A 22,479-nucleotide genomic window follows, 5' to 3' on the forward strand; every position below is an offset into this window, starting at 1 on the left:
TAATTCCCCCATATACACCGGAGAACCGTTTTCAGTATTATGCCCCTGTATTGTGATGCCGGTTTTCCCATAAATTTTTACCACATCACTGTTTTTAAAATAACTGCTATCTCCATCTAAACTAACTTTTTTGCAGCCTTTTTGTTTTGCAAAATTTTTACCGTAATAAACCTTTAGATTGTCTCCTTTTAGTGTTAGGCTTGAATGATAAATTGATGTATAATTGTTACTCATTATTACAATCCTTACCTTTTGAAGCTGTTTTATACCTGTTTTCTTTTTGTCTTCCGTTGTTGCTTCTTTAATCAGAATATTTGTGGTATTTTCAGTGGAAATTGTATCTATTTTTTGTATTACTTCCCGGCATTTTTTTCCTGTTATAATGGCTGTTATAAGAAAAAATACCGAAAAAAACACTATTATCTTTTTCATGCTCCCCCCTATTTATGTTGTCCCTATGTTTCATACTATTAATACTCTCAGAAAATTATTCAGCATAAAAGTAAGCCGGAGAAGTTTTATACTTTTCCGGCTTACTTTTAAAAATCGGGCAGTAAAAACTGCCCGACCGCTTTTCCTATGTTTGTTATGTATACCCGAAATGCCCTTCCTGCGTTTTGAGTCCTAGCAAATGCCAGGTGGGCAACCGCATCTAAAGTTCTGAAGTCCACTAAATAACGAGGCATGTCATCCCCTTAGAGATATAGGAATCCCTTTAATCAAACTGTAGGTTCAAAATATACAGGACCTACGAGCATCTCAGGTAACTATATTATAAGTTATGAAACCTTTTTTTGCAATATGTTTTCATTTCCAAATTATGTGTAAATTCGCAAAATTCCGTGACTATTTTTTAGATACTATTTCATCCTTATTTTTGAAAATGCTATTTTCAGGTATAACTCCTCTTACACATGACAACGGATAAACATTTGTATGTCTTCCTATCATTGTTCCCGGATTAAGTACGGAATTGCATCCTACTTCAACATAATCTCCCAGCATGGCACCAATCTTTTTAAGTCCGGTTTCAATTCTTTCATCACCGTCTTTTACTACCACAAGAGTTTTATCAGACTTTACATTAGATGTAATGGAGCCTGCTCCCATATGAGAGTGAGTACCTAAAATACTGTCACCTACATAATTATAATGTGGCACCTGAACAGTATTAAATAATACAACATTCTTAAGCTCTGTAGAATTACCTACTACGCAGTTTTTTCCAACAATAGCCTTTCCTCTGATAAAAGCTCCCGGTCTTACCTCTGTTCCCTCATCAATTATCAACGGCCCGTTAAGAGTTGCTGTCGGTGCTATGGTAACTGACTTGTGAATCCAGATATTGTCACCTTTTTGGGTAAATTCATCCTTTGGTAATTTATCACCCAGTTTTAAAATAAAATCACCAATATCAGCTAACACTTCCCATGGATATTCCTTTCCTTCAAAAAGTTCTGCTGCTATAGTTTCATTTAAATCATATAAATCCTTTATTTTATACATATTATCCTTCTCTCCAAACTGCTTACAGCTGCAGTTTATTCTATGATGTTATAACACCGGTAATTACTCAACTGTAACTGATTTTGCAAGGTTTCTTGGTTTGTCAACATTAAGTCCCTTTAATACTGTAGTGTAATAAGCCACTAACTGAAGAGGAATAACCGTAATAAGAGGCATTAATATGTCCTCTAAGACAGGAACTTCTATAACCTCATCCATAACCCCTTCACTAAATTCTGTACCTTCCTTGCATACTGTTATGGTAAAGGCGCCTCTTGATTTAACTTCCATGATATTGCTTACAGTCTTTTCCAGTAAGTCTGACTGGGTTGCCACACCAATAACCGGCATTCCATCTGTAACTAAGGAAATAGTTCCATGCTTTAATTCTCCCGCTGCATAGCTTTCTGAATGAATGTATGATATTTCCTTTAATTTAAGTGAACCTTCCATACTAAGAGTATAGTCAAGTCCTCTTCCGATATAAAGAAGGCTGGTTGCTGTTATAAGCTTGCTGGCAACATACTTGCACCTGTCTTCACATTCCATTGTTTTCTCAATCATTTCAGGAATTTTCTGTAATTCTGCTGTGAGTCTTCTGCATTCCTCTTCTGTTATTGTTCCCTTAGCATATGCCATTTCATATGCTAACAGATACATTACTGCCATCTGAACTGAAAATGCCTTAGTTGATGCAACAGAAATCTCCGGTCCTGCATGAGTATATAAAACCATGTCTGCCTCTCTTGCTATGGATGAACCTTTAACATTTACCACAGCTAACACCTTTGCACCTTTTTCATGGGCTAAATGAAGGGCTGCCTTGGTATCTGCAGTCTCTCCTGACTGGGAAATAACAATAACTAAGTCTTCACTTGTCACAATAGGATCTCTGTATCTGAACTCTGATGCAATATCAACTGTAACTTCCGTTCTTGCCAACTTCTCAATTACATATTTTCCTACCATTCCTGCATGCATTGCTGTTCCACATGCCACAATAAAGAATTTTCTGTAATTCTTAAGCATTTCCGGTGTAAGACCACATTCTGATAAATCAGGCATTCCGTTGTTAATTCTTGGGGAAATTGTAGTTTTTACCGCTGTTGGCTGTTCATGTATTTCCTTAAGCATAAAATGCTCATATCCGCCTTTTTCAGCTGCATCCATATCCAAATTTGAAACCTGCACTTCCTTAGTAATAGGTTCTCTGTGAATATTACAAAATTCAATTCTGTCTGACTTAATGGTTGCTATTTCATTTTCTTCTAAAAGATAGTATTTTCTTGTGTATTTTAAAATTGCAGGAACGTCAGAAGCTATAAAATTCTCTTCTTCGCCTACACCTATAATAAGAGGGCTATCCTTTCTTACTGCAAAAATTCTATCTGGAAAATCCTTAAAAAGTATTCCAAGAGCATAAGCCCCTCTAATATCATTTAATGTCTTAATAATAGCTTCCACCGGATCACCTTCATAATAGTAATCCAATAATTTTGCAACTGTTTCAGTGTCTGTTTCACTTATAAATGTATAACCCTTTCCAATCAGGAAATTCTTTATATCTTTATAATTTTCAATAATTCCATTGTGAACTATTGATACTCTCTTACTTCCATGAGGATGAGAGTTAATATCTGACGGTTCGCCGTGAGTTGCCCATCTTGTATGACCAATTCCGCAATGACCATCCGGTTTATGTTCTTTATTTATTTTTTCTCTAAGATTCTTTAATTCACCTTTTGATTTTTCAACCATTATACGGTCCTTTTCAAAAACCGCAATTCCTGCTGAATCATATCCACGGTACTCAAGCTTTGATAATGCATCTAAAAGCACTTCAGTACAATCTCTTTCCCCTACATATCCAACAATACCACACATTATTTCTTCCTCCTATAAAACTGCGCTACGTAGTTGTAATAACCTGTCATTTGTCCTGAGTTGTTTAAATTTATTACATTGTTAAATCTGCCTCTTATAAATTCATTTAACTTATGCATATACTCATCTGAGGTTATTTTGCCTTCTGCCACCTGAGTAAGTCCTAATTCCCAACTGGCGGTTAATTCCGGGTTTAGTAATGACTTAATAGAGCCATGTACCACACCAAATATCATTTCACCTAACTGGGTAGGTGTAATAACCTGTGTTTTTTTATTTAGAGATAAATATTTGATATTTACCAGTTTCTTAATAATTTCAGCCCTTGTGGCACTGGTTCCAATTCCCGACCCTTTAATTTGCGCTCTCAGGTCTTCGTCCTCAATAAGCTGTCCGGCATTTTCCATTGCCAGAATAAGTGAACCTGACGTATATCTTTTAGGAGGTGAAGTTTCACCCTCCTTTATCTCTGTTCCCGATACTGGGATTTTATCACCTTTTTTTATATTATGCAAAAGATTAAAGAAATCTTCATCCAAACTTAATTCGGAATTTTCACTGTTTTCTTCATTTGTACCTTCCACATCTTCCTGTTTTGCACTTTTTTTCTTTTCCTTCGGCACACCTGTTATTTCCAGATATCCCTTATTTACAAGGATTTTAAAATTAGAGCTAAACTGTTCCGTTGTTGTAGTTTCATCCCTGTAGGTTGCCGGCATTATACCTATAAGAGATGCCTTTTTGTAAATAGCAGGGGGATAAAATATGCTAAGGAATCTCCTTACAATAACCATATAAACCTTTTGATTTATAGGCTTTTGCTTCTGCAAACCATTAAGTCCCTGTCCCGTTGGTATTATGGCATAATGGTCTGTAATTTTTCTGTCATCCACATATTTTGTCTTTTCAATGCCCTTATAAGATGCTGCCTTTAATATATTAACGGCAAAGTGTCCACATGGAGAATAATTCTGCAATCCTCCTATATTTTTATGTATCTCCTTTGCCACTGCCGTAGATAACACTCTGGCATCGGTTCTTGGATAAGTTACCAGCTTATTTTCATATAATTCCTGAACCACGTTAAGAGTTTCATCAGGGCTTATTTTAAACATTTTTGAGCAGTCATTCTGCAACTCAGCCAGATTGTAAAGTAACGGTGCCTGCTTTTTTTCCTCCTTCATGGTAATGGATTTTACAGTCATTTCCAAAGGATAAGCATTGCCTTCATTATTAGTGCTGTTTCTTTCTAAAGCATTAATTAAAGCCTCTGCTACCGGCTTTTCCTTAAACCCGTTTTCCTTATACAAATAAGGTGTTTCAAAAAATTTTGAGCCCTCTACCGCCTTCCATTCAGTGTCAATTTTTCTTCCACCTATATCAGTAGCTGCTAAAACACGGTAAAAAGGGGTTTTTACAAAGCTTCTTATTTCTCTTTCCCTGTTGCAAATCATTCCAAGGACACAGGTCATAACCCGTCCTACATTTATGGACTTCCATCCGTCTTTTAAATAATTTTGAATTGAATTTCCATATTTAAGGGTTAAAAGCCTTGAAAAATTAATTCCCATAAGATAATCTTCCTTTGCTCTTAAATATGCTGCATCTGAAAGATTATTATATTCACTTAAATCCTTTGCTTCCCTTATTCCTCTGAGAATTTCCTCCTCTGTCTGGGAATCTATCCACACACGCTTTTCCTTTTTATTTTTTACCCCTGCTTCCTGGGCAACTAATCTGTATATGTACTCCCCTTCACGTCCCGAGTCGGTACACACATAAATAGTTTCCACATCATCTCTATTTAAAATATCCTTTACAATTTTAAACTGCTTTTTTACTGACGGTATAACTTCGTATTTCCATTCACCCTCAGGAATGAATGGCAAATCCTTTAAATTCCATTTTTTATATTTTTCATCATACACTTCCGGATAGCTCATAGTCACTAAATGACCGACGCACCATGTTACAATGGCATTTTCACTTTCCATATATCCGTCCCGCCTTGAAGTGTTAAGCTTTAATGCCTTTGCGAATTCCGCCGCAACACTTGGCTTTTCCGCAATAAATACTGATTTTCCCATTTAATTCCTCTATCTAGTTAATCTCATCTAATGTCCTGTTATATGAGGGAAGAAATTCCTTCATAAATTTATTCACTTCCTCCATATTCATATCCTCTAAATACTTTTTAATGGTTTCCTCTGCCTTTTGGAAATCGCTGTTTCCCATATTTTTTTCTTCTAAACACTTAATATATGCTGACAGCTTATCTGCCGCCTTAACAATTTTCCAATCATCATTTTCTTCTTCAATTAATATGTTCTTATATGCCCCTCTCATTTTTTCCGGTAATTCTGACAAAAGCTGGTTTGCTGCAATATGCTCCACTTCCTTGTAGGCATCCCGTATTTCCGGTGCATAATATTTTATGGGAGTTGGCAAATCTCCTGTTATGATTTCTGTTGTATCATGCATAATTCCCAACATTGCAATATGTTCAGCATTGTAATCCTTATTGTAATAAGTATTTCCTATAACTGCCAGTGAATGAGCAATAATTGCCACTTCCAGGCTATGCTCTGCAATATTTTCGTTTATTGTATTTCTCATAAGTCCCCAGCGGTTTATATATTTCATTCTGGCCAACATACCAAAAAAATTATTCATAATACATTTCCTCTTCCATTGCAAATTTGCGCACTTAACGTTTAGTATAACAAATAAATAAAGAAAAGTATATACCATACAAAGCGTAAAAAAGTGCTTAATCAGGCATAACGTATATGTCTGACTAAACACTTTTATTATTAGTTAAATTCTAATTAATCTAAAAATTTCTTAACTATATCCTTCATTCCGTCTACTTCAACCAAATTGTTATGACGAACTTCTGCATTTCTTATTTCTTCAATGGCATTAGGAACTTTTACATTTCCTATTTTACTTAATTCATCCACTAATTCAAAATCGCCCATGCTATCATACTTAGGATCAATGGCAACCATAACACTTCTTGTAAACTTAAAAGGACTTGCTGTTGAAGCAATAACGGTTACTGTGTCATCATTTGTTTCTGCCTTGTATTTTTTGTATACACTTGCAGCTACTGATGTATGAGTATCCATTATATAACCTGTTTTATCATATGTGTCTCTGATTGTTTCTGCTGTTTCCTCTTCTGACGCATAATTTCCATAGAAATCATCTAACTGCTTTTTCATGTCATCAGTAATGTCATATTTTCCGTTTACCTTAAGACTGTTCATTAATTCATTATTCTTATCAGCATCATTTCCTGCAATCTTATAAATTAATCTTTCAAGGTTGCTGGAAATAAGAATGTCCATTGAAGGTGATGTTGTAAGAATAAATTCTCTGTTTTTATCGTATTCTCCTGTTTTAAAGAAATCAAACAATACTTTATTTTCATTTGAAGCACAAATAAGTTTTGCTATTGGAAGTCCCATATTCTTTGCATAATATGCAGCTAAAATATTTCCAAAGTTACCTGTAGGAACCACAACATTCATTTTCTGGTCTTTAGCTAACTTTCCTTCAGCATATAACTTAGCATATGCATATACATAATATGCAACCTGTGGCACAAGTCTTCCAATATTAATTGAATTAGCTGATGAGAACTGATATCCTCTCTTATCCATTTCTGCTGCAAGTTCCTTATCTCCAAAGATTGCCTTAACACCGCTTTGTGCCTGATCAAAGTTACCTTTTATGGCAACAACGTAAGTATTGTCACCCTTTTGTGTAACCATCTGTTTTTCCTGAATAGGGCTGACTCCGCCATCAGGATAAAATACTATAATTCTTGTTCCCGGCACATCTGCAAATCCTGCCATGGCAGCTTTTCCCGTGTCACCTGATGTAGCTGTAAGAATAACTATTTCATTTTTTACGTTATTCTTCTTTGCTGATGTTGTAAGCAGATATGGGAGAATAGACAATGCCATATCCTTAAATGCAATTGTTTTTCCATGGAATAATTCCAGATAATATGTTCCCTGAACTTCTGCTAAAGGTGCAATTTCTTCTGTGTCAAACTTTGAGTCATATGCATTGTTGATGCAATACTTAAGTTCCTCTTCAGTAAAGTCAGTGAAGTATAACTTCATAACTTCATATGCTACCTGCTGATATGTCATTTTGGATAATTCTTCCACTGAAACCTCTAACTTCGGTATTTCCAATGGAACAAATAATCCGCCGTCATCTGCTAAACCCTTTAATATAGCCTCTGATGCCTTAAGTGTTCCTTCTTTACTTCTTGTGCTCTTGTAAAGTATCTCTTTCATTAAAACAATCCTCTCTCTCTTATCTGTTATTTATGTAATTGATTAATCCGCCACTGCTGATTATCTTTTGCATAAATTCAGGGAATGCCTGTCCCTGATATTCTTCACCTTTTGTTTTATTATATATTTTTCCGCTGTCAAAATCTACCTCTACTTCATCTCCATCGGCAATTCCTTTTGCTGCCTCAGGACACTCAATAATAGGAAGTCCGATATTAATTGCATTTCTGTAAAAAATCCTTGCAAAGGTTTCTGCAATAACACAGCTTACACCAGCAGCCTTAATAGCTATTGGTGCATGCTCTCTTGAGGAACCGCAGCCAAAGTTTTTGTCTGCTACAATAATATCACCTTTATTTACTTTATTTACAAATTCCCTGTCTATATCTTCCATGCAATGTTTTGCCAGTTCTTCCGGGTCCGGAACGTTAAGATATCTTGCCGGAATAATAACATCTGTATCAACATTACTTCCAAATTTAAATACTCTTCCTTCTGCTTTCATGTGCTACCTCCTATAATCCTAACTCTTCAGGTCCTGAAATTTTACCTGTTACGGCACTTGCTGCTGCTACGGCAGGACTTGCAAGATAAACCTCTGATTCAGGATCACCCATACGGCCTACAAAGTTTCTGTTTGTTGTAGCAATGGCTCTTTCACCCTTTGCAAGGATACCCATATGTCCACCAAGACAAGGTCCACATGTAGGAGTGCTAAGGGCACAGCCTGCCTTTATAAATATTGAAGCAAGACCTTCTTCTATACACTGTAAATAAACAGCCTGAGTTGCCGGGAATATAATACATCTTACACCCTTTTTAACTTCTCTGCCATCAAGAATCTTTGCTGCAATTCTCATATCTTCAATTCTACCGTTGGTACATGAACCGATAACAACCTGATCCACCTTAACTTCTCCCACGTTGTCAATTGTTCTTGTATTTTCAGGAAGATGAGGAAATGCTACTGTTGGCTTTAATTCACTTAAATCAATAGTATATTCTTCATCATATACTGCATCTTCATCAGGAGTATATTCAGTAAATTCCTTTGTAGAATGTTTCTTCATATATTCACGGGTTAAATCATCTACAATAAATATTCCGTTTTTTCCACCTGCTTCAATAGCCATGTTAGTCATGGCGAATCTGTCATCCATCGAAAGGTATTTAACCCCTTCTCCCATAAATTCCATTGAACGGTATAATGCTCCGTCTACACCTATCATACCGATAATGTGAAGAATAACATCCTTTCCACTAACCCATTTTCCAGGCTTTCCAACTAAGTTAAATTTAATGGCTGAAGGTACCTTAAACCATGCCTTTCCTGTTGCCATTCCGGCTGCCATATCCGTACTTCCAACACCAGTTGAAAAAGCTCCAATAGCTCCATATGTACAGGTATGTGAATCAGCACCGATTACCACATCTCCTGCTACTACTAATCCTTTTTCAGGAAGTAAGGCATGTTCTATTCCCACACGACCTGTTTCAAAGTAATTTGTTATATCATTTTCTTCTGCAAAATCCTTTACACATTTGTAAAGCTCTGCTGATTTTATATCCTTATTGGGTGTGAAATGGTCAGGTACTAATGCAATTTTATCCTTGCAAAATACACAATCCACATCCATTTTTTTCATTTCACCAATAGCTACAGGGGCAGTTACATCATTACCTAAAACCAAATCCAAATCGGCTTCAATTAACTGTCCTGCTTTAACTTCATCAAGTCCTGCATGCTTTGCAAGAATCTTCTGAGTCATAGTCATTCCCATGTTGATTTCCTCCTTATATCTATACCCACATCCTGAGATGTATTTATATACACAATCTTTATTATATTAAAACAATTTTCAATCATAGTCAATAACCGTGATACATTAAAGCCTTAGAATATCTCCTATTTTTACTTTTTTCTTCTTTTAACTTCTTATTTTCCTTGAAAGGATGTCAAAAATGTGTTATAAACTTTATGACACGGAGACGTACCGAAGTGGCCGTAACGGGGCTGACTCGAAATCAGTTTATCAGTTTACTCTGGTACAAGGGTTCGAATCCCTTCGTCTCCGCTTTTTTTATGTCTGGAGATTACAAATTATGCACTATTATTCCCTTAATTCATATTTAAAAAATAAATACGGATGTAAAGTATATAAACTTTCCCTTTCCTCAGGGCTTTCCTGCCCTAACAGAGACGGAAAAATCAGTTATGGCGGTTGTATCTTCTGTAGTAACGGAGGTTCAGGTGAATTTGCCTCCTCCTGCCATGAAACTATCACTAATCAAATTGAAGATGCTAAAAAAAGGGTATCTGACAAAATTAAGAACGGCAAATTTATTGCCTATTTTCAGTCTTTTACCAACACTTACGGTGAAGTTTCCTACTTAAGAAAAATCTTTACTGAAGCCATAAATCACCCTGATATTGTAGCATTGTCCATTGGCACAAGACCTGACTGCCTTCCTAATGAGGTTTTGGAATTATTAGACGAATTAAATAAAATCAAACCAGTGTGGATAGAATTAGGGTTTCAAACCAGTAATGAAGAAACTGCCCGCTATATTAACCGGGGATACACCCTGGATGTTTTTGATAGTGCAGTAGACAAGCTTAACCGAATCAGTGTAGATGTTATTGTTCATATAATATTAGGGCTTCCTAATGAAACAGAAAAGGATATGATAAATACCGTAAAATATGCCTGTTCTAAAAATATTTCCGGTATAAAATTACAGCTTTTACATGTATTAAAAGATACTGCATTGGCTAATGATTATTACTTAAATAAGTTTTCTGTATTATCTCTTGAAGAATATACAGATATTTTAGCCAAGTGTATCACATATATCCCACCTAATGTGGTTATTCACAGAATAACCGGAGACGGACCTAAATCACTTCTTATTGCTCCTGAATGGAGTGGTAACAAGAAGATGGTTCTTAACTATATTAATCGTAAATTTGACCGGATTGATTTGAAACAGGGAAGTAATGTTACTTTATAAACTTTTCATACTCATTTTTAAAATGGAGTTATCTTAAAGATAACTCCATTTTTTATTTCCATATTATTAATTATTTGTTCTGTAAAAATTCAGGGATCTTAATTGGCTTTTCTTCAACTGTTCCCTGTGCATGTGAAACAGGTGATTTTCTTGTAAAGTCATTCTTTGGTGCTGCTGATGAAGGTGTAGCATTGTAACTAAATGACTTCTTAGCTGCTCCCATACCAAATGGTGATGCCTTTGCTGCAGCCGGCTCTCCAATACCTGTAGCCATAACTGTAATAGAGCATTCATCCGGATATGTATCTTCATATCTTACACCAAATATAATATTAGCATCTTCTCCTGCTAATTCCTGTACATAACTTGCAGCTTCATTTGCTTCAAAAAGACTAACGTCACCGGTAATGTTAATAATAACATTCTTAGCTCCGTTAATTGATGTTTCAAGTAATGGAGATGTAACAGCCTGTTGTACAGCTTCTGATGCCTTCTCATCACCACTTGCCTCACCAATACCGATATGTGCAATTCCTGCATCTCTCATAACTGTCTGTACATCGGCAAAGTCTAAGTTAATTAATGCGGGAACATTAATTAAATCTGTAATACCCTGTACTGACTGCTGTAATACTTCATCTGCCTTCTTTAATGCTTCAGGCATTGTAGTTCTCTTATCAACAATTTCTAATAATTTATCATTTGGAATAACGATAAGCGTATCAACGTTTTCCTTTAATCTTTCGATTCCTGCAAGAGCATTGTTCATACGTGTCTTAGCCTCAAATCTGAAAGGCTTTGTAACCACACCTACTGTAAGAGCTCCCTGTTCCTTAGCAACACGTGCAACAACAGGAGCTGCTCCTGTTCCTGTTCCGCCTCCCATACCACATGTTACAAATACCATGTCGGCACCTTTAAGTAACTGTGCAAGTTCTTCTACGTTCTCTTCTGCAGCTGCTTCACCAACTTCAGGTTTAGCTCCTGCTCCAAGACCTTTTGTAATTTTTTCACCAATCTGTAGTGTAGTAGGTGCCTTGCTTCTCTTAAGCACCTGTGCATCTGAGTTAACAGATATGAACTCAACACCACCGATGTTTTCATCTATCATTCTGTTTACGGCGTTGTTTCCTGCTCCACCAACACCTACAACTATAATTTTTGCAACTGCTTCACTTTCGTTTGTAGTAATTTCTAACAAGAGTTTATCCTCCTTCGTTTCATCTAAATTTCACTTATTTTAATATCACAACAATATGTACTAACATTTTTCAGTAAATATATAATGATGTGAGTGTCAAAAATTAATTTTGCCATTCACTGATGTATCCGGACTGCTTAATTGCCATGCAATTTTTACACTTCTGAAACATCATATGATTAGTCATAATTGCATATATACTATATAATATAATTCTTTGCAGAAAATATCAACAGTAAATTTCTAATTTGTTAAAAAAAAATCATTCTTTTTTTATTACAGTTTTATTTTTTTGATTTCTTTCCTGCACTATTATCGTTCTTTTTGATGGTGTACATTCCCTCTTCATTGGCAATTTTCATATTTAAAACACCATCATAACCCTTTACTTCATCATACATATCATTTAAATCTTTTAACTTCTTGTCTAAGTTCGTTGTTTTGCCCAAATCCACCTGTAGCTTGTCCATAACAAGTGATGTTTCAGATGAATCATTTACAATAACCTTTTTTATGGTGTAATTATACTGCTCTATGGAATTAATAACTGTAAGAAGTGAGTTTAAAACCTTTTCCTTTTTCATGTCAATTTTCTGATATAGAGTTATTTTGTTATATCTTAGTCCCTCAACCTTTGGAATGGATTTTAATTTATCACTGCTTATTTTTAGCACCTTTCCATTTCTGTCAAAATAACAATTCACATTATTTTCAACTACATATCCCTTTAATTTGTTTTCATATCCGATGATTTTCACTTTAGACGGAGATAACATTTTAACGGAATATTTACTTAAAAGTTCTATGTCATCACTTTTTCCTATTTTATTTTTTATCCAGAAAAGAAGAGTATTGTCAATTTTCTTATTGTCTAAATATGCTTTTACTTCCTCTGTTGTATATTGATTTAAATCAAGAGATGTTTCTATACTCTTTAAACTAAATCCGTAAACAACAATAAGCACAAGGGCAACTATAATGGGAGTTGCAATAAAAAGTACCTTAAACCCTTTTCTAAGCCTTCTCCTTCTTCTTCTTTTCATTTTTCTGGTTTGTTTCATATAATTTACCTGTACATCCTGTTATCTTATTCTTTTAATCCTTCTTGATACTGAAAGCACCATACCCATTTCTATTATTAAAAACATAAGAGAGGTGCCACCATAGCTTATAAAAGGCAACGATACACCTGTATTTGGTATTAATGTAGTTACAACGGCAATATTTAAAACAACCTGAATGGAAATATGTGCCAAAACACCAACTACAATCATGGAGCCAAACATATCCGGTGCATTGCTGGCTATAACTCTCATTCTTCTAATCATAAATACAAACAGAAGTATAATACAAATTGCTCCGAAAATTCCCAGTTCTTCACATATTATGGAAAATATCATATCATTGTTAGCCTCCGGCACAAAACCTAATTTCTGTGCGCTGTTACCAAGACCTTTTCCAAAAATTCCTCCGGAGCCTATGGCATATAATCCCTGAAGAGGCTGAAATCCCTTACCTCTTCCCTGAAGGAAATTCTCAGGATTTTTCCACACTGCTATTCTTTCAAATCTAAAACTTAATGACGCCAATTGCGGCATATTTCTTAAAATATACAGACCTATAATTCCGCCTACAAGTCCTACGGAAATAGTTCCCGTAAACCACTTTCCGGCTCCTGCCACTATAATCATTACAGCCCCGATACCTGCTATTATAATTGCGGAGCTTAAGTTAGAAGTCAGCACATACACCAGTCCTGCCCCTAATAATGTAATTGAATATATCTGCCAGCATAATTTTCCTTTTTTTATTGCCTGCTGACCACATTTAGATAAAATTGCCGCTGTCATTATTATAACGCCGATTTTTACTATTTCCGCCGGCTGGAACTGGACAAGCTTAAGATTTATCCATCTTTTAGCACCATTTGCCTCTTTCCCTAAAGGTGTAAGAATTAACAGAACCGTAAATAAAGAAAAACAATATATAAATGTTTTATACTTTTTAAGCAGTCTGTAATCTAACAATATAACCGGTATCATTACTGCAACACCAAAAGCTGTTGCCTGTATCTGTTTTTTCAGAAAATAGGCTGAATCGTTATATTTATTCAGAGCTGTATAGGAACTTGCACTGTAAAGTAAAACATAACCTAATAACATTATAAAAATCCATACGAAAAGAAGGCTATAATCAAAATAGCCATCCCTTTTATTTCTTTTTCTTTTTACGGTTACCTCTTCACCTGTTGCAGGTTCGTATTCCTTTTGCTCCATAAATCTTTCCCTTTTACTTTTTCATATTATAAACTAGCTCTTTAAACATGTCACCACGCTGCTCATAGTTATCAAACATACCCCAGCTTGCACATGCCGGTGAAAGTAAAACTGCATCTCCCGGATTTGCTGCCTTTCTGCATTCCTCTACTGCTTCTTCAAGAGACTGTGTAAAAATAATATTATCAAAACCATATTTTTTTACGGTGTCTGCTATCTGCTGTGCAGTCTGACCCAGTAAAACAAGGCATTTAACCTTTCCCTTTAATTCCTTTGCAAAATCATCAAAGGATACTTTTTTATCATATCCTCCGGCTATAAGAACCGTAGGACGGCTCATTGCCTGAATTGCCTTTATTGAAGCATCTGTATTAGTTCCCTTTGAATCATTATAATAAATAACATCATCCACTGTATCCACATATTCTATTCTGTGGGGAACAGCCTTAAACTTTCTAACAGCTTCTTTAATAATGTCTGCAGGAACTCCCATATTAATGGAAATGCCGATTGCAGCCATAATGTTTTCTGTATTGTGAATGCCTACTAAATTGGTATCTTCCGTAGTTGTAATTATTTTTTCCCCATTGTCATCTTTATAGATAATATTCTTACCATCTAAAAATATGCCTTTATCAAGCTTTCTTTTACTGCTAAACCACACAATTCTATTATTAAGCTTTGGTGCATATTCTCTTAAAATCTCATCTTCATAGTTAAGAATAACAGGCTGGTTACTATCCTGATTTTTTGTAATGCTCATTTTTACGTTAGTATAGCACTCCATTGTATGATGTCTGTTAAGATGATCCGGTGTAATGTTTAATACTGCACTTACATCCGGTTTAAATGTATGTATGGTCTCTAACTGAAAACTGCTGATTTCCGCCACGGTAACTGAATCCACGTCTGTGTCAAAGGCTGTAGTTGTATAGGGATTTCCAATATTTCCTACCACATCAACATGGGAATAATATGCAGCTAATATCTCCCCTGTAAGAGCTGTTGTTGTTGTTTTGCCATTAGTACCTGTAATGGCTGCAAGTTTTCCCTTTGCTACAACATATGCCAGTTCAATTTCTCCCCAGATAGGAACACCTTTTTCCCTTACCTTATTAACAAAAGGTGCATCTATTGCTATTCCGGGACTTAATATCATTAAATCAATATTATCAATAACGCTATCTTCAAGTTCCCCAAGAATCACTTTCACATCCTCCCGGTCACTAAGCTTTGCTAAAACATCCTCTTTATTTAATTTTTCATTTCCATCATAAATAATAACAGTTGACCCAAGTTTTTTTAATAAATCAGCTGCCCCGATTCCACTTTTTCCTGAACCGGCAACCATTACCTTCTTTTTATTCCATTCCATTATTCTATAACTCCATTCATCTATAAATATATGCAATTATTACATTGCAATATAAGCCACAAGACACAATATGGCAGTAACTACTGCAAAGGCAGCCACAACCTGTGTTTCTGCGTAACCGCTTTCCTGAAAATGATGGTGAAGAGGTGCCATTTTAAACACTCTTCTGCCTTTTCCATATTTCTTTTTGGTATATTTAAACCATGTTACCTGAATAATATCAGATAGTGCCTCTATTAAGTATATAAATGCCACAATTACTATAAAAATAGGCATTTTAAGCATAAATGCCATGGCTGAAACAAAGCCTCCTAACGCCAGGGAACCTGTATCTCCCATAAATACTCTTGCCGGATATACATTGTATAAGAAAAATCCCAGCAATGCTCCCACAAAAGCTGCACTTATAGGTTCAAGTCCCGTTCCAATGGCTACCGTTGTAAAAAATACTGCTATTATTATAGTAACACTTGTTGCAAGACCATCAAGACCGTCTGTTAAATTAGCACCATTTACTGTACCTAATACTACAATAAACAAAAAGGGAACAAAAAGCCATATAGGCATTGTTACTTCCATTCCGTTAGTAAAAGGAATAATGGTTGCCGTTCCCAGCCCTGAAACCTTTACTATATAAAAACAAAATACTGCCGTAACAACAAATTGTGCCACTAATTTCTGGATTTCAGTTAATCCCAGATTTCTTTTTTTCACTACTTTAATGTAATCATCAGTAAAACCAATAATACCAAATCCTATTACCATAAAAAGCACTGGAACTATTTTGGTATTTTTTTCAACAAACATAAATACCAGTGAAGTTGCAATAACACTGGCTAATATTATCATTCCCCCCATAGTTGGAGTTCCGGCTTTACTTTGATGGGATTTCGGACCTACTTCTCTTATATACTGACCAAACTTCATCTTTTTTAACAGTGGAATTACTATTGGACATAAAATAACGCTAACTGCAAAAGACATAATAATTGCCACAATAATTGTTGTACTTGTACTCATCTTATTCTCCTTGTTCTTTTTCCTCCAGTAAATACGGAAGAATATTCCGGTATAATTCACTTATGACAGGTGCTGCTACCTGACCTCCATAATAAATACCTTCCGGCTCATCTATAATGGCCATTGCTATGACCCTGGGATTATCTGCCGGTGCAAATCCCATAAAAGATGCTATGTATCTTCCTGAACCTCTGGGCAGCTTCTGGGATGTAGCGGTTTTTCCACCTACCTTATATCCTTCCACCTGTCCTTTACTTCCGGTTCCCTCAGAAATTACTTTTTCTAATACATATTTCATTGTATCAGATGTTTCCTTTGATACAACACCTTTCTTTTCTTTATAACCAAATTTTTCAACTAAATCTCCCTCTACATTTTCTGCCTTAAGGGCAAAATGTGGTGTTACAAGTTTCCCGCCGTTTACTACCGCACTTGCAGCTACAAGATACTGTACCGGTGTTATCTGGAAAGACTGTCCAAAAGACATAGTGGCAAGTTCCACATTTCCCACATTTTTTATCTGGTGGATTATGGTTCCTGCCTCACCGGGTATATCAATACCTGTTTTTTGTAAAAGGCCTAACTTATCCAGCTCCTTATAAAATTTTTTAACTCCTACCTTAAGTCCTACATCTATAAAAACCGGGTTACAGGAGTTCATTGTTCCCTGAAGGAATGTTTCTGCCCCATGCCCTGTGGTTTTATGGCATCTTATTTTTCTGTCATCTACAATTCTAAAACCCGGGCAGCTGAATCTGCTGTCTAATGTAACAACATTGTTTTCCAACGCTGCTGTAGCTGTCACTACTTTAAAAGTGGAACCTGGTTCATAAGTATCATTTATGCACTGGTTCCTCCACATTTTATTTAACAAATCCTGCTTTTTTTTCTTTTTATCCTCACCGGATATTTCATAATTAAGCTTATAAGGCTCATTTAAATTAAATTCCGGTGCATTTACCATAGCTAATACTTCCCCATTATTAGGATTCATAACTATTATGGAAACGTAATTTGCTCCCTTCGCTTCAAGAGTATTATATGCAATCTGCTCGGCATATTGCTGAATATTAACATCTATGGTAGTGGTAAGATTGTTTCCCGGTACCGGCTCTTCCCTCTGTTCTAATGCATTCTCCATTTCAATACCTCTTGTATCTGTTGGAGTAAGTATCAGACCATCCATTCCTTTCAAATACTTTTCGTATTTTACTTCAAGACCGATTATACCTTGATTATCTGCCCCTGTAAATCCCAGAACTTTTGAAGCAAGACTCTCATAAGGATAATACCTTTTGTAATCTTCGTCAACCTTTACCCCCGATAGATTATACTCTCTTATTTTATCACCGGTTTTCTTATCCACATTTGACTTGATTTTTTCCCGAGAGCTTATCTTCTCCACCTTCTTTCTTACATCCTTTTCTTCCATTTGAAGTTCCGATGCAAGCATTTTTATCACTTTTTCAGGCTCTTTTACCTGATTATATATAACAGATATGGTACATACAGTTTTGTTAGAAGCAATAACTTTTCCATTTCTGTCAAGAATTTTTCCTCTGGGAGCCTTGATTTTACGTTGTCTTTCCTGAACATCTAATGCTTTTTCAGTGTAATATTCAGACTTAAATATCATTATATATGCCAGTTTTCCGGTTGCCACTATACACACTAAAATAATTCCCATAACGTAAATCAGAAGCATTTTACGATTAATTGTTAATACATTATTCAATTTTATTCCCTATACAGCTTTTTATTATAATTTATTCATTTTTTCATATCACATTCAATAAATTTATTATTCTGTATATGTTTTATCCTTTAACACTAAAGACCCGTCATCTCCTTCAATGATTCCGTCAGAATAAAATTCTGTTTCTAAGGACTGCTTCTTTGCTTTTTGCTCAATCTTTTCTGTCTTTTTAATTCCAAGATAAGGTAAAACCTGCTTCATAATATCAGTCCAAAGTTCTGTGTTAAAAGCCGTTGCCTGAGGATTTTCTTTTGGAGTATCCATAAGGGTGTAACATACCACCTGTGGATTTTCACATGGAGCACATCCTAAAAATGATAAAATATACTGATTTTTAAGACGTCCGATTCCTGTTCCTGACGTATTAACTTTTTCCGCCGTTCCCGTTTTTCCTCCAATGGTGTACCCGTCAATTGCTGCAGTAGAGCCGGTTCCTTCTGTTACGACGGCTCTTAAGCACTGCTTAATATAATCAGAAGTGCTTTTTGTTACTGTCTGTTTTACCAGAGTTTTTGAATAATTTTTTACCAGTCTGTCATCTTCCGTCACTATTTGTTTTACCACATGAGGTTCATAATAATAGCCTCCGTTTATAAGAGATGAAAAGCCTGCCACCATTTGTATCATATTTACCGTGAAATTCTGTCCAAAGGAGTTAGTTGCCAAAGTGGCAGCTCCCATTCCTCTTGACTCATCATAAACAAGACCTCTTGTTTCATTAGGCAAATCTATTCCTGTTTTCATTCCAAATCCAAATCTGCTTTGATACTGAATGAATTTCTTTGCTCCTAAAAGCTTTCCTATATGCATCATGTAATCATTACATGACTGAGCTACAGCCTGTTTTACGTTAATGGTGCCGTGTCCGTCTACCTTGTGACATTTAATGGTAAACTTATCTACCTTTTCAAATCCATCGCAGTAAAATGTTGATTTTTCATCAACTACTCCCTCTTCGTAGGCAGCTGCCACTGTAAAAGGTTTAGCCGTGGATCCCGGTTCAAAGGAATCTGTTATACAAAAATTGTTCCATATTCCATTAAGAAATGCCGACTGCTTTTCATCTGACATTTTTTTCTGCCGTGCCTTTGTAAAATAAGCATCCAGATTTGTAGGATCATTTAAATCAAAGGTTTTATCATCAGACATGGCAAGTATTTCCCCGGTATTTGGGTCCGCAATTACTACTGCTATTCTCTGAGGATTGTACTTATTCATATATTTTTTTATGGATTTTTGAACAATACGTTGTATATTCATATCTATTGAAGATACAACATTATCGCCGTTTTTAGCTTCCTTTATAACTGTCTCTATATTATTGTCAGCATCCATATATCCATATTCCCTGCCTTCGGTTCCCTTTAAATAACTGTTATAGCTGCTTTCAATACCTATGTTTGCCTCGTTATTTTTATTAGCAAAGCCTAAGACACTACATGCCAATGTGTCGTATGGATAAACTCTTTTATACTCCCTCTCAAAGTAAATAAATTTCACTGCTGCTGCCTGTTCTTTTTCTAAATCCGTTTTAGCATAATCCCCATTACAATAACTTTTAAATTCTTTTACCTTGTCATATGATATATCTTTTTGGGCAATCCAGTAACTTGTAGTACCATGCTCCTTAATACTTGTTTTAAGGTCATCTGTATTTAGTCCAAAATATTTTACCACTGCATCAATTGTCGGCTGTAAATACTCCTGATTTCCCTCTTTTGATAACATCTTTGCATCTACTACCATATTATAAACTACAGTGCTTGTGGCAAGAATATTTCCGTTTCTGTCCTTTATGTCGCCTCTTTTATATGGCACAATATTGTTAGTAAAGCTTTGCTGTTTAAGAACCGCTATAGAATACTCATCTCCATAAGCTACATTTATGTAAATAATTCTTATGCACAATATAAATAGAAATCCAATAATCACCCAACTGGTGATTTTCAGATTTCTATTTGCCACTTTACCAAATCTTAACTTTTTTCTTTTTCTTCTAACTCTTCTTACTTCACTCATAATTATTTGTTTGGTATATCTCCGTACTGCAATGTGTAGCCGCTGTCACTAGACTTATATGTAATAATCTGGTTGTCAGAAGCCTGTTTCATTCCCAGCTTACTTTTTGCCACCTTGCAAATGTGGTTTACGTCAACATAGCTGTTTATAGCATAGCTTAACGCATTATTTTCAGTTTGTACAGTGGAAATATTTGTTCTAAGCTGTGAAATATTGTCCCTTGTAGCTCTTATGTTTGACTGAATGTTAAGGTATGTTACACACATTACTATACAAATACATGTAACTGCAATTAAAAAGAACACATATGGTGCACTCATTGGCAGGGCATTTTCCCTTGTTGCAACCTGTTCTCTCTTTTCTGTCTTTACCCTTTTTTCAGTTTTTATACGTTCTTTTCTTTGTGGCTCCAAAGCCCTTACAGCGTTTCCGTCTATATATCCTGTATTTCTTAAATTTGTATTATATAATCTGTCTTTATTCATACTTAATGCCTTTCAAATATTCTTAATTTTGAACTTTTTGCTCTCTTATTCTCTGTGATTTCCTTATCACCCGGTACTATAGGTTTTCTTGTTATCACTTTACCCTTAGATACCTTTCCACATACACAAACCGGGAAATCCGGTGGACATGTACATGGATTTTCATTTTCCCTGAATTTCGTCTTTACAATTCTGTCCTCAAGGGAATGGAAAGTAATTATGCAAATCCGTCCGTTTTCATTTAGCAATTCAATCATCTTATCAATTGAGTCCCTAAGCACCGTAAGTTCCTTATTAACTTCAATTCTTATTGCCTGAAAAGTTTTCTTTGCCGGATGTCCTCCCTTGTTTTGAAACTTCATTGGTATTGAGTGTTTTATAACCTCACTTAACTGCGCTGTTGTTTCAAAAGGCTTTTTCTGTCTTTCCATAACAATGTGCTTTGCTATGTTCTTTGCAAATTTATCTTCACCGTAATCTCTTATTATTCTAAATAGTTCATTTTCGCTGTATGTGTTTACCACATCTGCTGCTGTTTTCACCTGTCTTTGGTCCATTCTCATATCAAGAGGTGCATCTGACTTATAGGAAAAACCTCTTTCTAAATTGTCTAGCTGATATGATGAAACTCCCAGGTCTAAAACAATTCCGTCAACCTTGTCTATATCTAAATCTTTTAAAATTGTATCTATTTCACAATAATTACTTCTAACTAATGTAATTTTATCTTCAAATTCCTTTAAGTGTTCCCTTGCGGCTTCTAATGCTTCTCCGTCCTGGTCTATTCCAACAAGTCTGCCCTTGTCTGACAAACGTTTGCACACCTCGTATGCATGTCCGCCTCCACCTAAGGTTCCGTCAACGTATATACCATCCGGATTTATATTTAAGCCATCAATGGTTTCATTTAACAACACTGATACATGTTTGAAATCCATATTGACCTCTTTTCATTTTTATATTTTTGTTTCCCGTTTCTATATTAAACTCCAAGTCCTGCCATATATTCTGCCAGTTCTTCAAGTTTCTGTTCTGCATCTTCGCTCTCAATATATTCATTGAGCTGTTCATTCCATTTATCTACATTCCAGATTTCAATTCTGTCACCAATTCCAACCCATACAACTTCCTTTTCTAAAGATGCATATCCCCTCAAGTTAGATGGGATTAATACTCTTCCCTGCTTGTCCGCATCGAGGGGTTCTGCACCACCGAGGAAAAATCGATTGAAACTTCTTACATTCTTATCTGTAAAAGCGAGACTGCTAAGCTTCTTTTCTAGGGCTTCCCAAGTGGATTCAGGGTATGCAAACAAGCACTTGTCCACACCTCTTGTGACAACAAGTCTTTCGGCAAGAGCATCCCTCATTTTTGACGGGATGACTGTTCTGCCCTTTGTATCCATTTTTTGTGTCTGCTCTCCTGAAAACATAAACATCACCTATCTTTTTGGTATTTTTAATGAAATTTCACCACTTTTCAACACAAAAACGCTCTCAATCACCACATATATGAATAATAAACCATTTTATGTATCTTTTCAACCCTAAAATAAATAAAAAAAACGTTATCCGGTATTTTTTTAACACCTGATAACGTTTTCTTTTATTTTACGTTTTATATTCTGTT

At 35.5% G+C, this 22,479-nt stretch carries 19 protein-coding genes, 1 tRNA gene and 1 other RNA gene; 2 read left to right on the plus strand and 19 right to left on the minus strand.

Annotation, left to right across the window (positions count from 1 at the left end):
• The 9 genes from Q5O73_RS03670 to leuC form a co-directional block, all read right to left on the minus strand.
• The coding region (locus tag Q5O73_RS03670) for a hypothetical protein (RefSeq protein WP_302669053.1) at window positions 1-432 on the minus strand (432 nt) is incomplete at its 3' end.
• Window positions 433-589: 157 nt separating this feature from the next.
• Window positions 590-769, minus strand: a non-coding RNA gene (ssrS, locus tag Q5O73_RS03675) — 6S RNA.
• Window positions 770-846: 77 nt separating this feature from the next.
• Window positions 847-1,506: a UDP-N-acetylglucosamine pyrophosphorylase gene (locus Q5O73_RS03680; RefSeq protein WP_302669054.1), complete on the minus strand. Its 660-nt coding sequence runs from the start codon at window positions 1,504-1,506 to the stop codon at window positions 847-849.
• A gap of 63 nt (window positions 1,507-1,569) precedes the next feature.
• Window positions 1,570-3,390 carry a glutamine--fructose-6-phosphate transaminase (isomerizing) gene (gene glmS / locus Q5O73_RS03685; protein WP_118589004.1) on the minus strand — a complete coding sequence of 607 codons (1,821 nt, stop codon included), beginning with the start codon at window positions 3,388-3,390 and terminating at the stop codon, window positions 1,570-1,572.
• Window positions 3,390-5,477, minus strand: coding sequence for a DNA topoisomerase (locus Q5O73_RS03690; protein WP_302669055.1), 2,088 nt, complete (start codon window positions 5,475-5,477; stop codon window positions 3,390-3,392). Before Q5O73_RS03690 ends, glmS begins: the two co-directional genes overlap by 1 nt.
• Window positions 5,478-5,490: 13 nt before the next feature.
• A complete protein-coding gene (gene yfbR / locus Q5O73_RS03695) occupies window positions 5,491-6,063 on the minus strand; it encodes a 5'-deoxynucleotidase (RefSeq protein ID WP_021953304.1) in 573 nt (190 codons plus the stop codon).
• Window positions 6,064-6,218: 155 nt separating this feature from the next.
• Window positions 6,219-7,706 (minus strand): threonine synthase, encoded by a 1,488-nt coding sequence (gene thrC, locus Q5O73_RS03700; protein WP_302669056.1) that lies wholly within the window; start codon window positions 7,704-7,706, stop codon window positions 6,219-6,221.
• 19 nt (window positions 7,707-7,725) lie between these two features.
• Window positions 7,726-8,211 carry a 3-isopropylmalate dehydratase small subunit gene (gene leuD, locus Q5O73_RS03705; protein WP_118589000.1) on the minus strand — a complete coding sequence of 162 codons (486 nt, stop codon included), beginning with the start codon at window positions 8,209-8,211 and terminating at the stop codon, window positions 7,726-7,728.
• Window positions 8,212-8,221: 10 nt separating this feature from the next.
• Window positions 8,222-9,487: a 3-isopropylmalate dehydratase large subunit gene (gene leuC, locus Q5O73_RS03710; protein ID WP_302669057.1), complete on the minus strand. Its 1,266-nt coding sequence runs from the start codon at window positions 9,485-9,487 to the stop codon at window positions 8,222-8,224.
• A 204-nt stretch (window positions 9,488-9,691) separates the two neighbouring features.
• On the opposite strand from leuC, the gene Q5O73_RS03715 reads away from it, so the two are divergent.
• Both Q5O73_RS03715 and Q5O73_RS03720 read left to right on the plus strand, forming a co-directional pair.
• A tRNA-Ser gene (locus tag Q5O73_RS03715) sits at window positions 9,692-9,781 on the plus strand.
• Between the two features lie 28 nt (window positions 9,782-9,809).
• Window positions 9,810-10,718 (plus strand): TIGR01212 family radical SAM protein, encoded by a 909-nt coding sequence (locus tag Q5O73_RS03720; protein WP_118588998.1) that lies wholly within the window; start codon window positions 9,810-9,812, stop codon window positions 10,716-10,718.
• A 70-nt stretch (window positions 10,719-10,788) separates the two neighbouring features.
• Here the strand turns inward: Q5O73_RS03720 and ftsZ are convergent, their stop codons facing one another.
• The 10 genes from ftsZ to mraZ all read right to left on the minus strand — a co-directional run bounded on the left by ftsZ (window position 10,789) and on the right by mraZ (window position 22,288).
• Complete coding sequence (ftsZ, locus tag Q5O73_RS03725) at window positions 10,789-11,919, minus strand: cell division protein FtsZ (RefSeq protein WP_118588997.1); 1,131 nt, start codon at window positions 11,917-11,919, stop codon at window positions 10,789-10,791.
• Between the two features lie 284 nt (window positions 11,920-12,203).
• On the minus strand, window positions 12,204-12,962 hold the full coding sequence (locus Q5O73_RS03730) for a cell division protein FtsQ/DivIB (protein WP_302669058.1): 759 nt from the start codon (window positions 12,960-12,962) through the stop codon (window positions 12,204-12,206).
• 39 nt (window positions 12,963-13,001) lie between these two features.
• On the minus strand, window positions 13,002-14,195 hold the full coding sequence (locus tag Q5O73_RS03735; protein WP_021953312.1) for an FtsW/RodA/SpoVE family cell cycle protein: 1,194 nt from the start codon (window positions 14,193-14,195) through the stop codon (window positions 13,002-13,004).
• Between the two features lie 13 nt (window positions 14,196-14,208).
• Window positions 14,209-15,570 carry a UDP-N-acetylmuramoyl-L-alanine--D-glutamate ligase gene (gene murD / locus Q5O73_RS03740; protein ID WP_302669059.1) on the minus strand — a complete coding sequence of 454 codons (1,362 nt, stop codon included), beginning with the start codon at window positions 15,568-15,570 and terminating at the stop codon, window positions 14,209-14,211.
• A 39-nt stretch (window positions 15,571-15,609) separates the two neighbouring features.
• Window positions 15,610-16,590, minus strand: coding sequence for a phospho-N-acetylmuramoyl-pentapeptide-transferase (gene mraY / locus Q5O73_RS03745; RefSeq protein ID WP_302669060.1), 981 nt, complete (start codon window positions 16,588-16,590; stop codon window positions 15,610-15,612).
• A 1-nt stretch (window position 16,591) separates the two neighbouring features.
• Window positions 16,592-18,325 (minus strand): penicillin-binding protein 2, encoded by a 1,734-nt coding sequence (locus Q5O73_RS03750; RefSeq protein WP_021953315.1) that lies wholly within the window; start codon window positions 18,323-18,325, stop codon window positions 16,592-16,594.
• Between the two features lie 66 nt (window positions 18,326-18,391).
• Window positions 18,392-20,365: a penicillin-binding protein 2 gene (locus tag Q5O73_RS03755; RefSeq protein ID WP_302669061.1), complete on the minus strand. Its 1,974-nt coding sequence runs from the start codon at window positions 20,363-20,365 to the stop codon at window positions 18,392-18,394.
• Window positions 20,366-20,367: 2 nt separating this feature from the next.
• Window positions 20,368-20,850 (minus strand): septum formation initiator family protein, encoded by a 483-nt coding sequence (locus tag Q5O73_RS03760; protein ID WP_021953317.1) that lies wholly within the window; start codon window positions 20,848-20,850, stop codon window positions 20,368-20,370.
• A 2-nt stretch (window positions 20,851-20,852) separates the two neighbouring features.
• Window positions 20,853-21,788, minus strand: a complete 936-nt coding sequence (gene rsmH / locus Q5O73_RS03765; protein ID WP_302669062.1) for a 16S rRNA (cytosine(1402)-N(4))-methyltransferase RsmH — start codon at window positions 21,786-21,788, stop codon at window positions 20,853-20,855.
• A gap of 44 nt (window positions 21,789-21,832) precedes the next feature.
• Window positions 21,833-22,288, minus strand: a complete 456-nt coding sequence (gene mraZ, locus Q5O73_RS03770) for a division/cell wall cluster transcriptional repressor MraZ (RefSeq protein WP_302625070.1) — start codon at window positions 22,286-22,288, stop codon at window positions 21,833-21,835.
• Window positions 22,289-22,479 lie beyond the last annotated feature (191 nt).

This window comes from Eubacterium sp. AF15-50 (assembly GCF_934835595.1).
Classification (GTDB): domain Bacteria; phylum Bacillota; class Clostridia; order Lachnospirales; family Lachnospiraceae; genus Eubacterium_G; species Eubacterium_G segne.

Bases quoted from the DNA above. Each gene is read 5' to 3' on its own strand.
- Q5O73_RS03680 (WP_302669054.1), bottom strand. From the start codon at position 1,506: ATGTATAAAATAAAGGATTTATATGATTTAAATGAAACTATAGCAGCA.
- glmS (WP_118589004.1), bottom strand. From the start codon at position 3,390: ATGTGTGGTATTGTTGGATATGTAGGGGAAAGAGATTGTACTGAAGTG.
- Q5O73_RS03690 (WP_302669055.1), bottom strand. From the start codon at position 5,477: ATGGGAAAATCAGTATTTATTGCGGAAAAGCCAAGTGTTGCGGCGGAA.
- yfbR (WP_021953304.1), bottom strand. From the start codon at position 6,063: ATGAATAATTTTTTTGGTATGTTGGCCAGAATGAAATATATAAACCGC.
- thrC (WP_302669056.1), bottom strand. From the start codon at position 7,706: ATGAAAGAGATACTTTACAAGAGCACAAGAAGTAAAGAAGGAACACTT.
- leuD (WP_118589000.1), bottom strand. From the start codon at position 8,211: ATGAAAGCAGAAGGAAGAGTATTTAAATTTGGAAGTAATGTTGATACA.
- leuC (WP_302669057.1), bottom strand. From the start codon at position 9,487: ATGGGAATGACTATGACTCAGAAGATTCTTGCAAAGCATGCAGGACTT.
- Q5O73_RS03720 (WP_118588998.1), top strand. From the start codon at position 9,810: ATGCACTATTATTCCCTTAATTCATATTTAAAAAATAAATACGGATGT.
- Q5O73_RS03730 (WP_302669058.1), bottom strand. From the start codon at position 12,962: ATGAAAAGAAGAAGAAGGAGAAGGCTTAGAAAAGGGTTTAAGGTACTT.
- Q5O73_RS03735 (WP_021953312.1), bottom strand. From the start codon at position 14,195: ATGGAGCAAAAGGAATACGAACCTGCAACAGGTGAAGAGGTAACCGTA.
- murD (WP_302669059.1), bottom strand. From the start codon at position 15,570: ATGGAATGGAATAAAAAGAAGGTAATGGTTGCCGGTTCAGGAAAAAGT.
- mraY (WP_302669060.1), bottom strand. From the start codon at position 16,590: ATGAGTACAAGTACAACAATTATTGTGGCAATTATTATGTCTTTTGCA.
- Q5O73_RS03755 (WP_302669061.1), bottom strand. From the start codon at position 20,365: ATGAGTGAAGTAAGAAGAGTTAGAAGAAAAAGAAAAAAGTTAAGATTT.
- Q5O73_RS03760 (WP_021953317.1), bottom strand. From the start codon at position 20,850: ATGAATAAAGACAGATTATATAATACAAATTTAAGAAATACAGGATAT.
- rsmH (WP_302669062.1), bottom strand. From the start codon at position 21,788: ATGGATTTCAAACATGTATCAGTGTTGTTAAATGAAACCATTGATGGC.
- mraZ (WP_302625070.1), bottom strand. From the start codon at position 22,288: ATGTTTATGTTTTCAGGAGAGCAGACACAAAAAATGGATACAAAGGGC.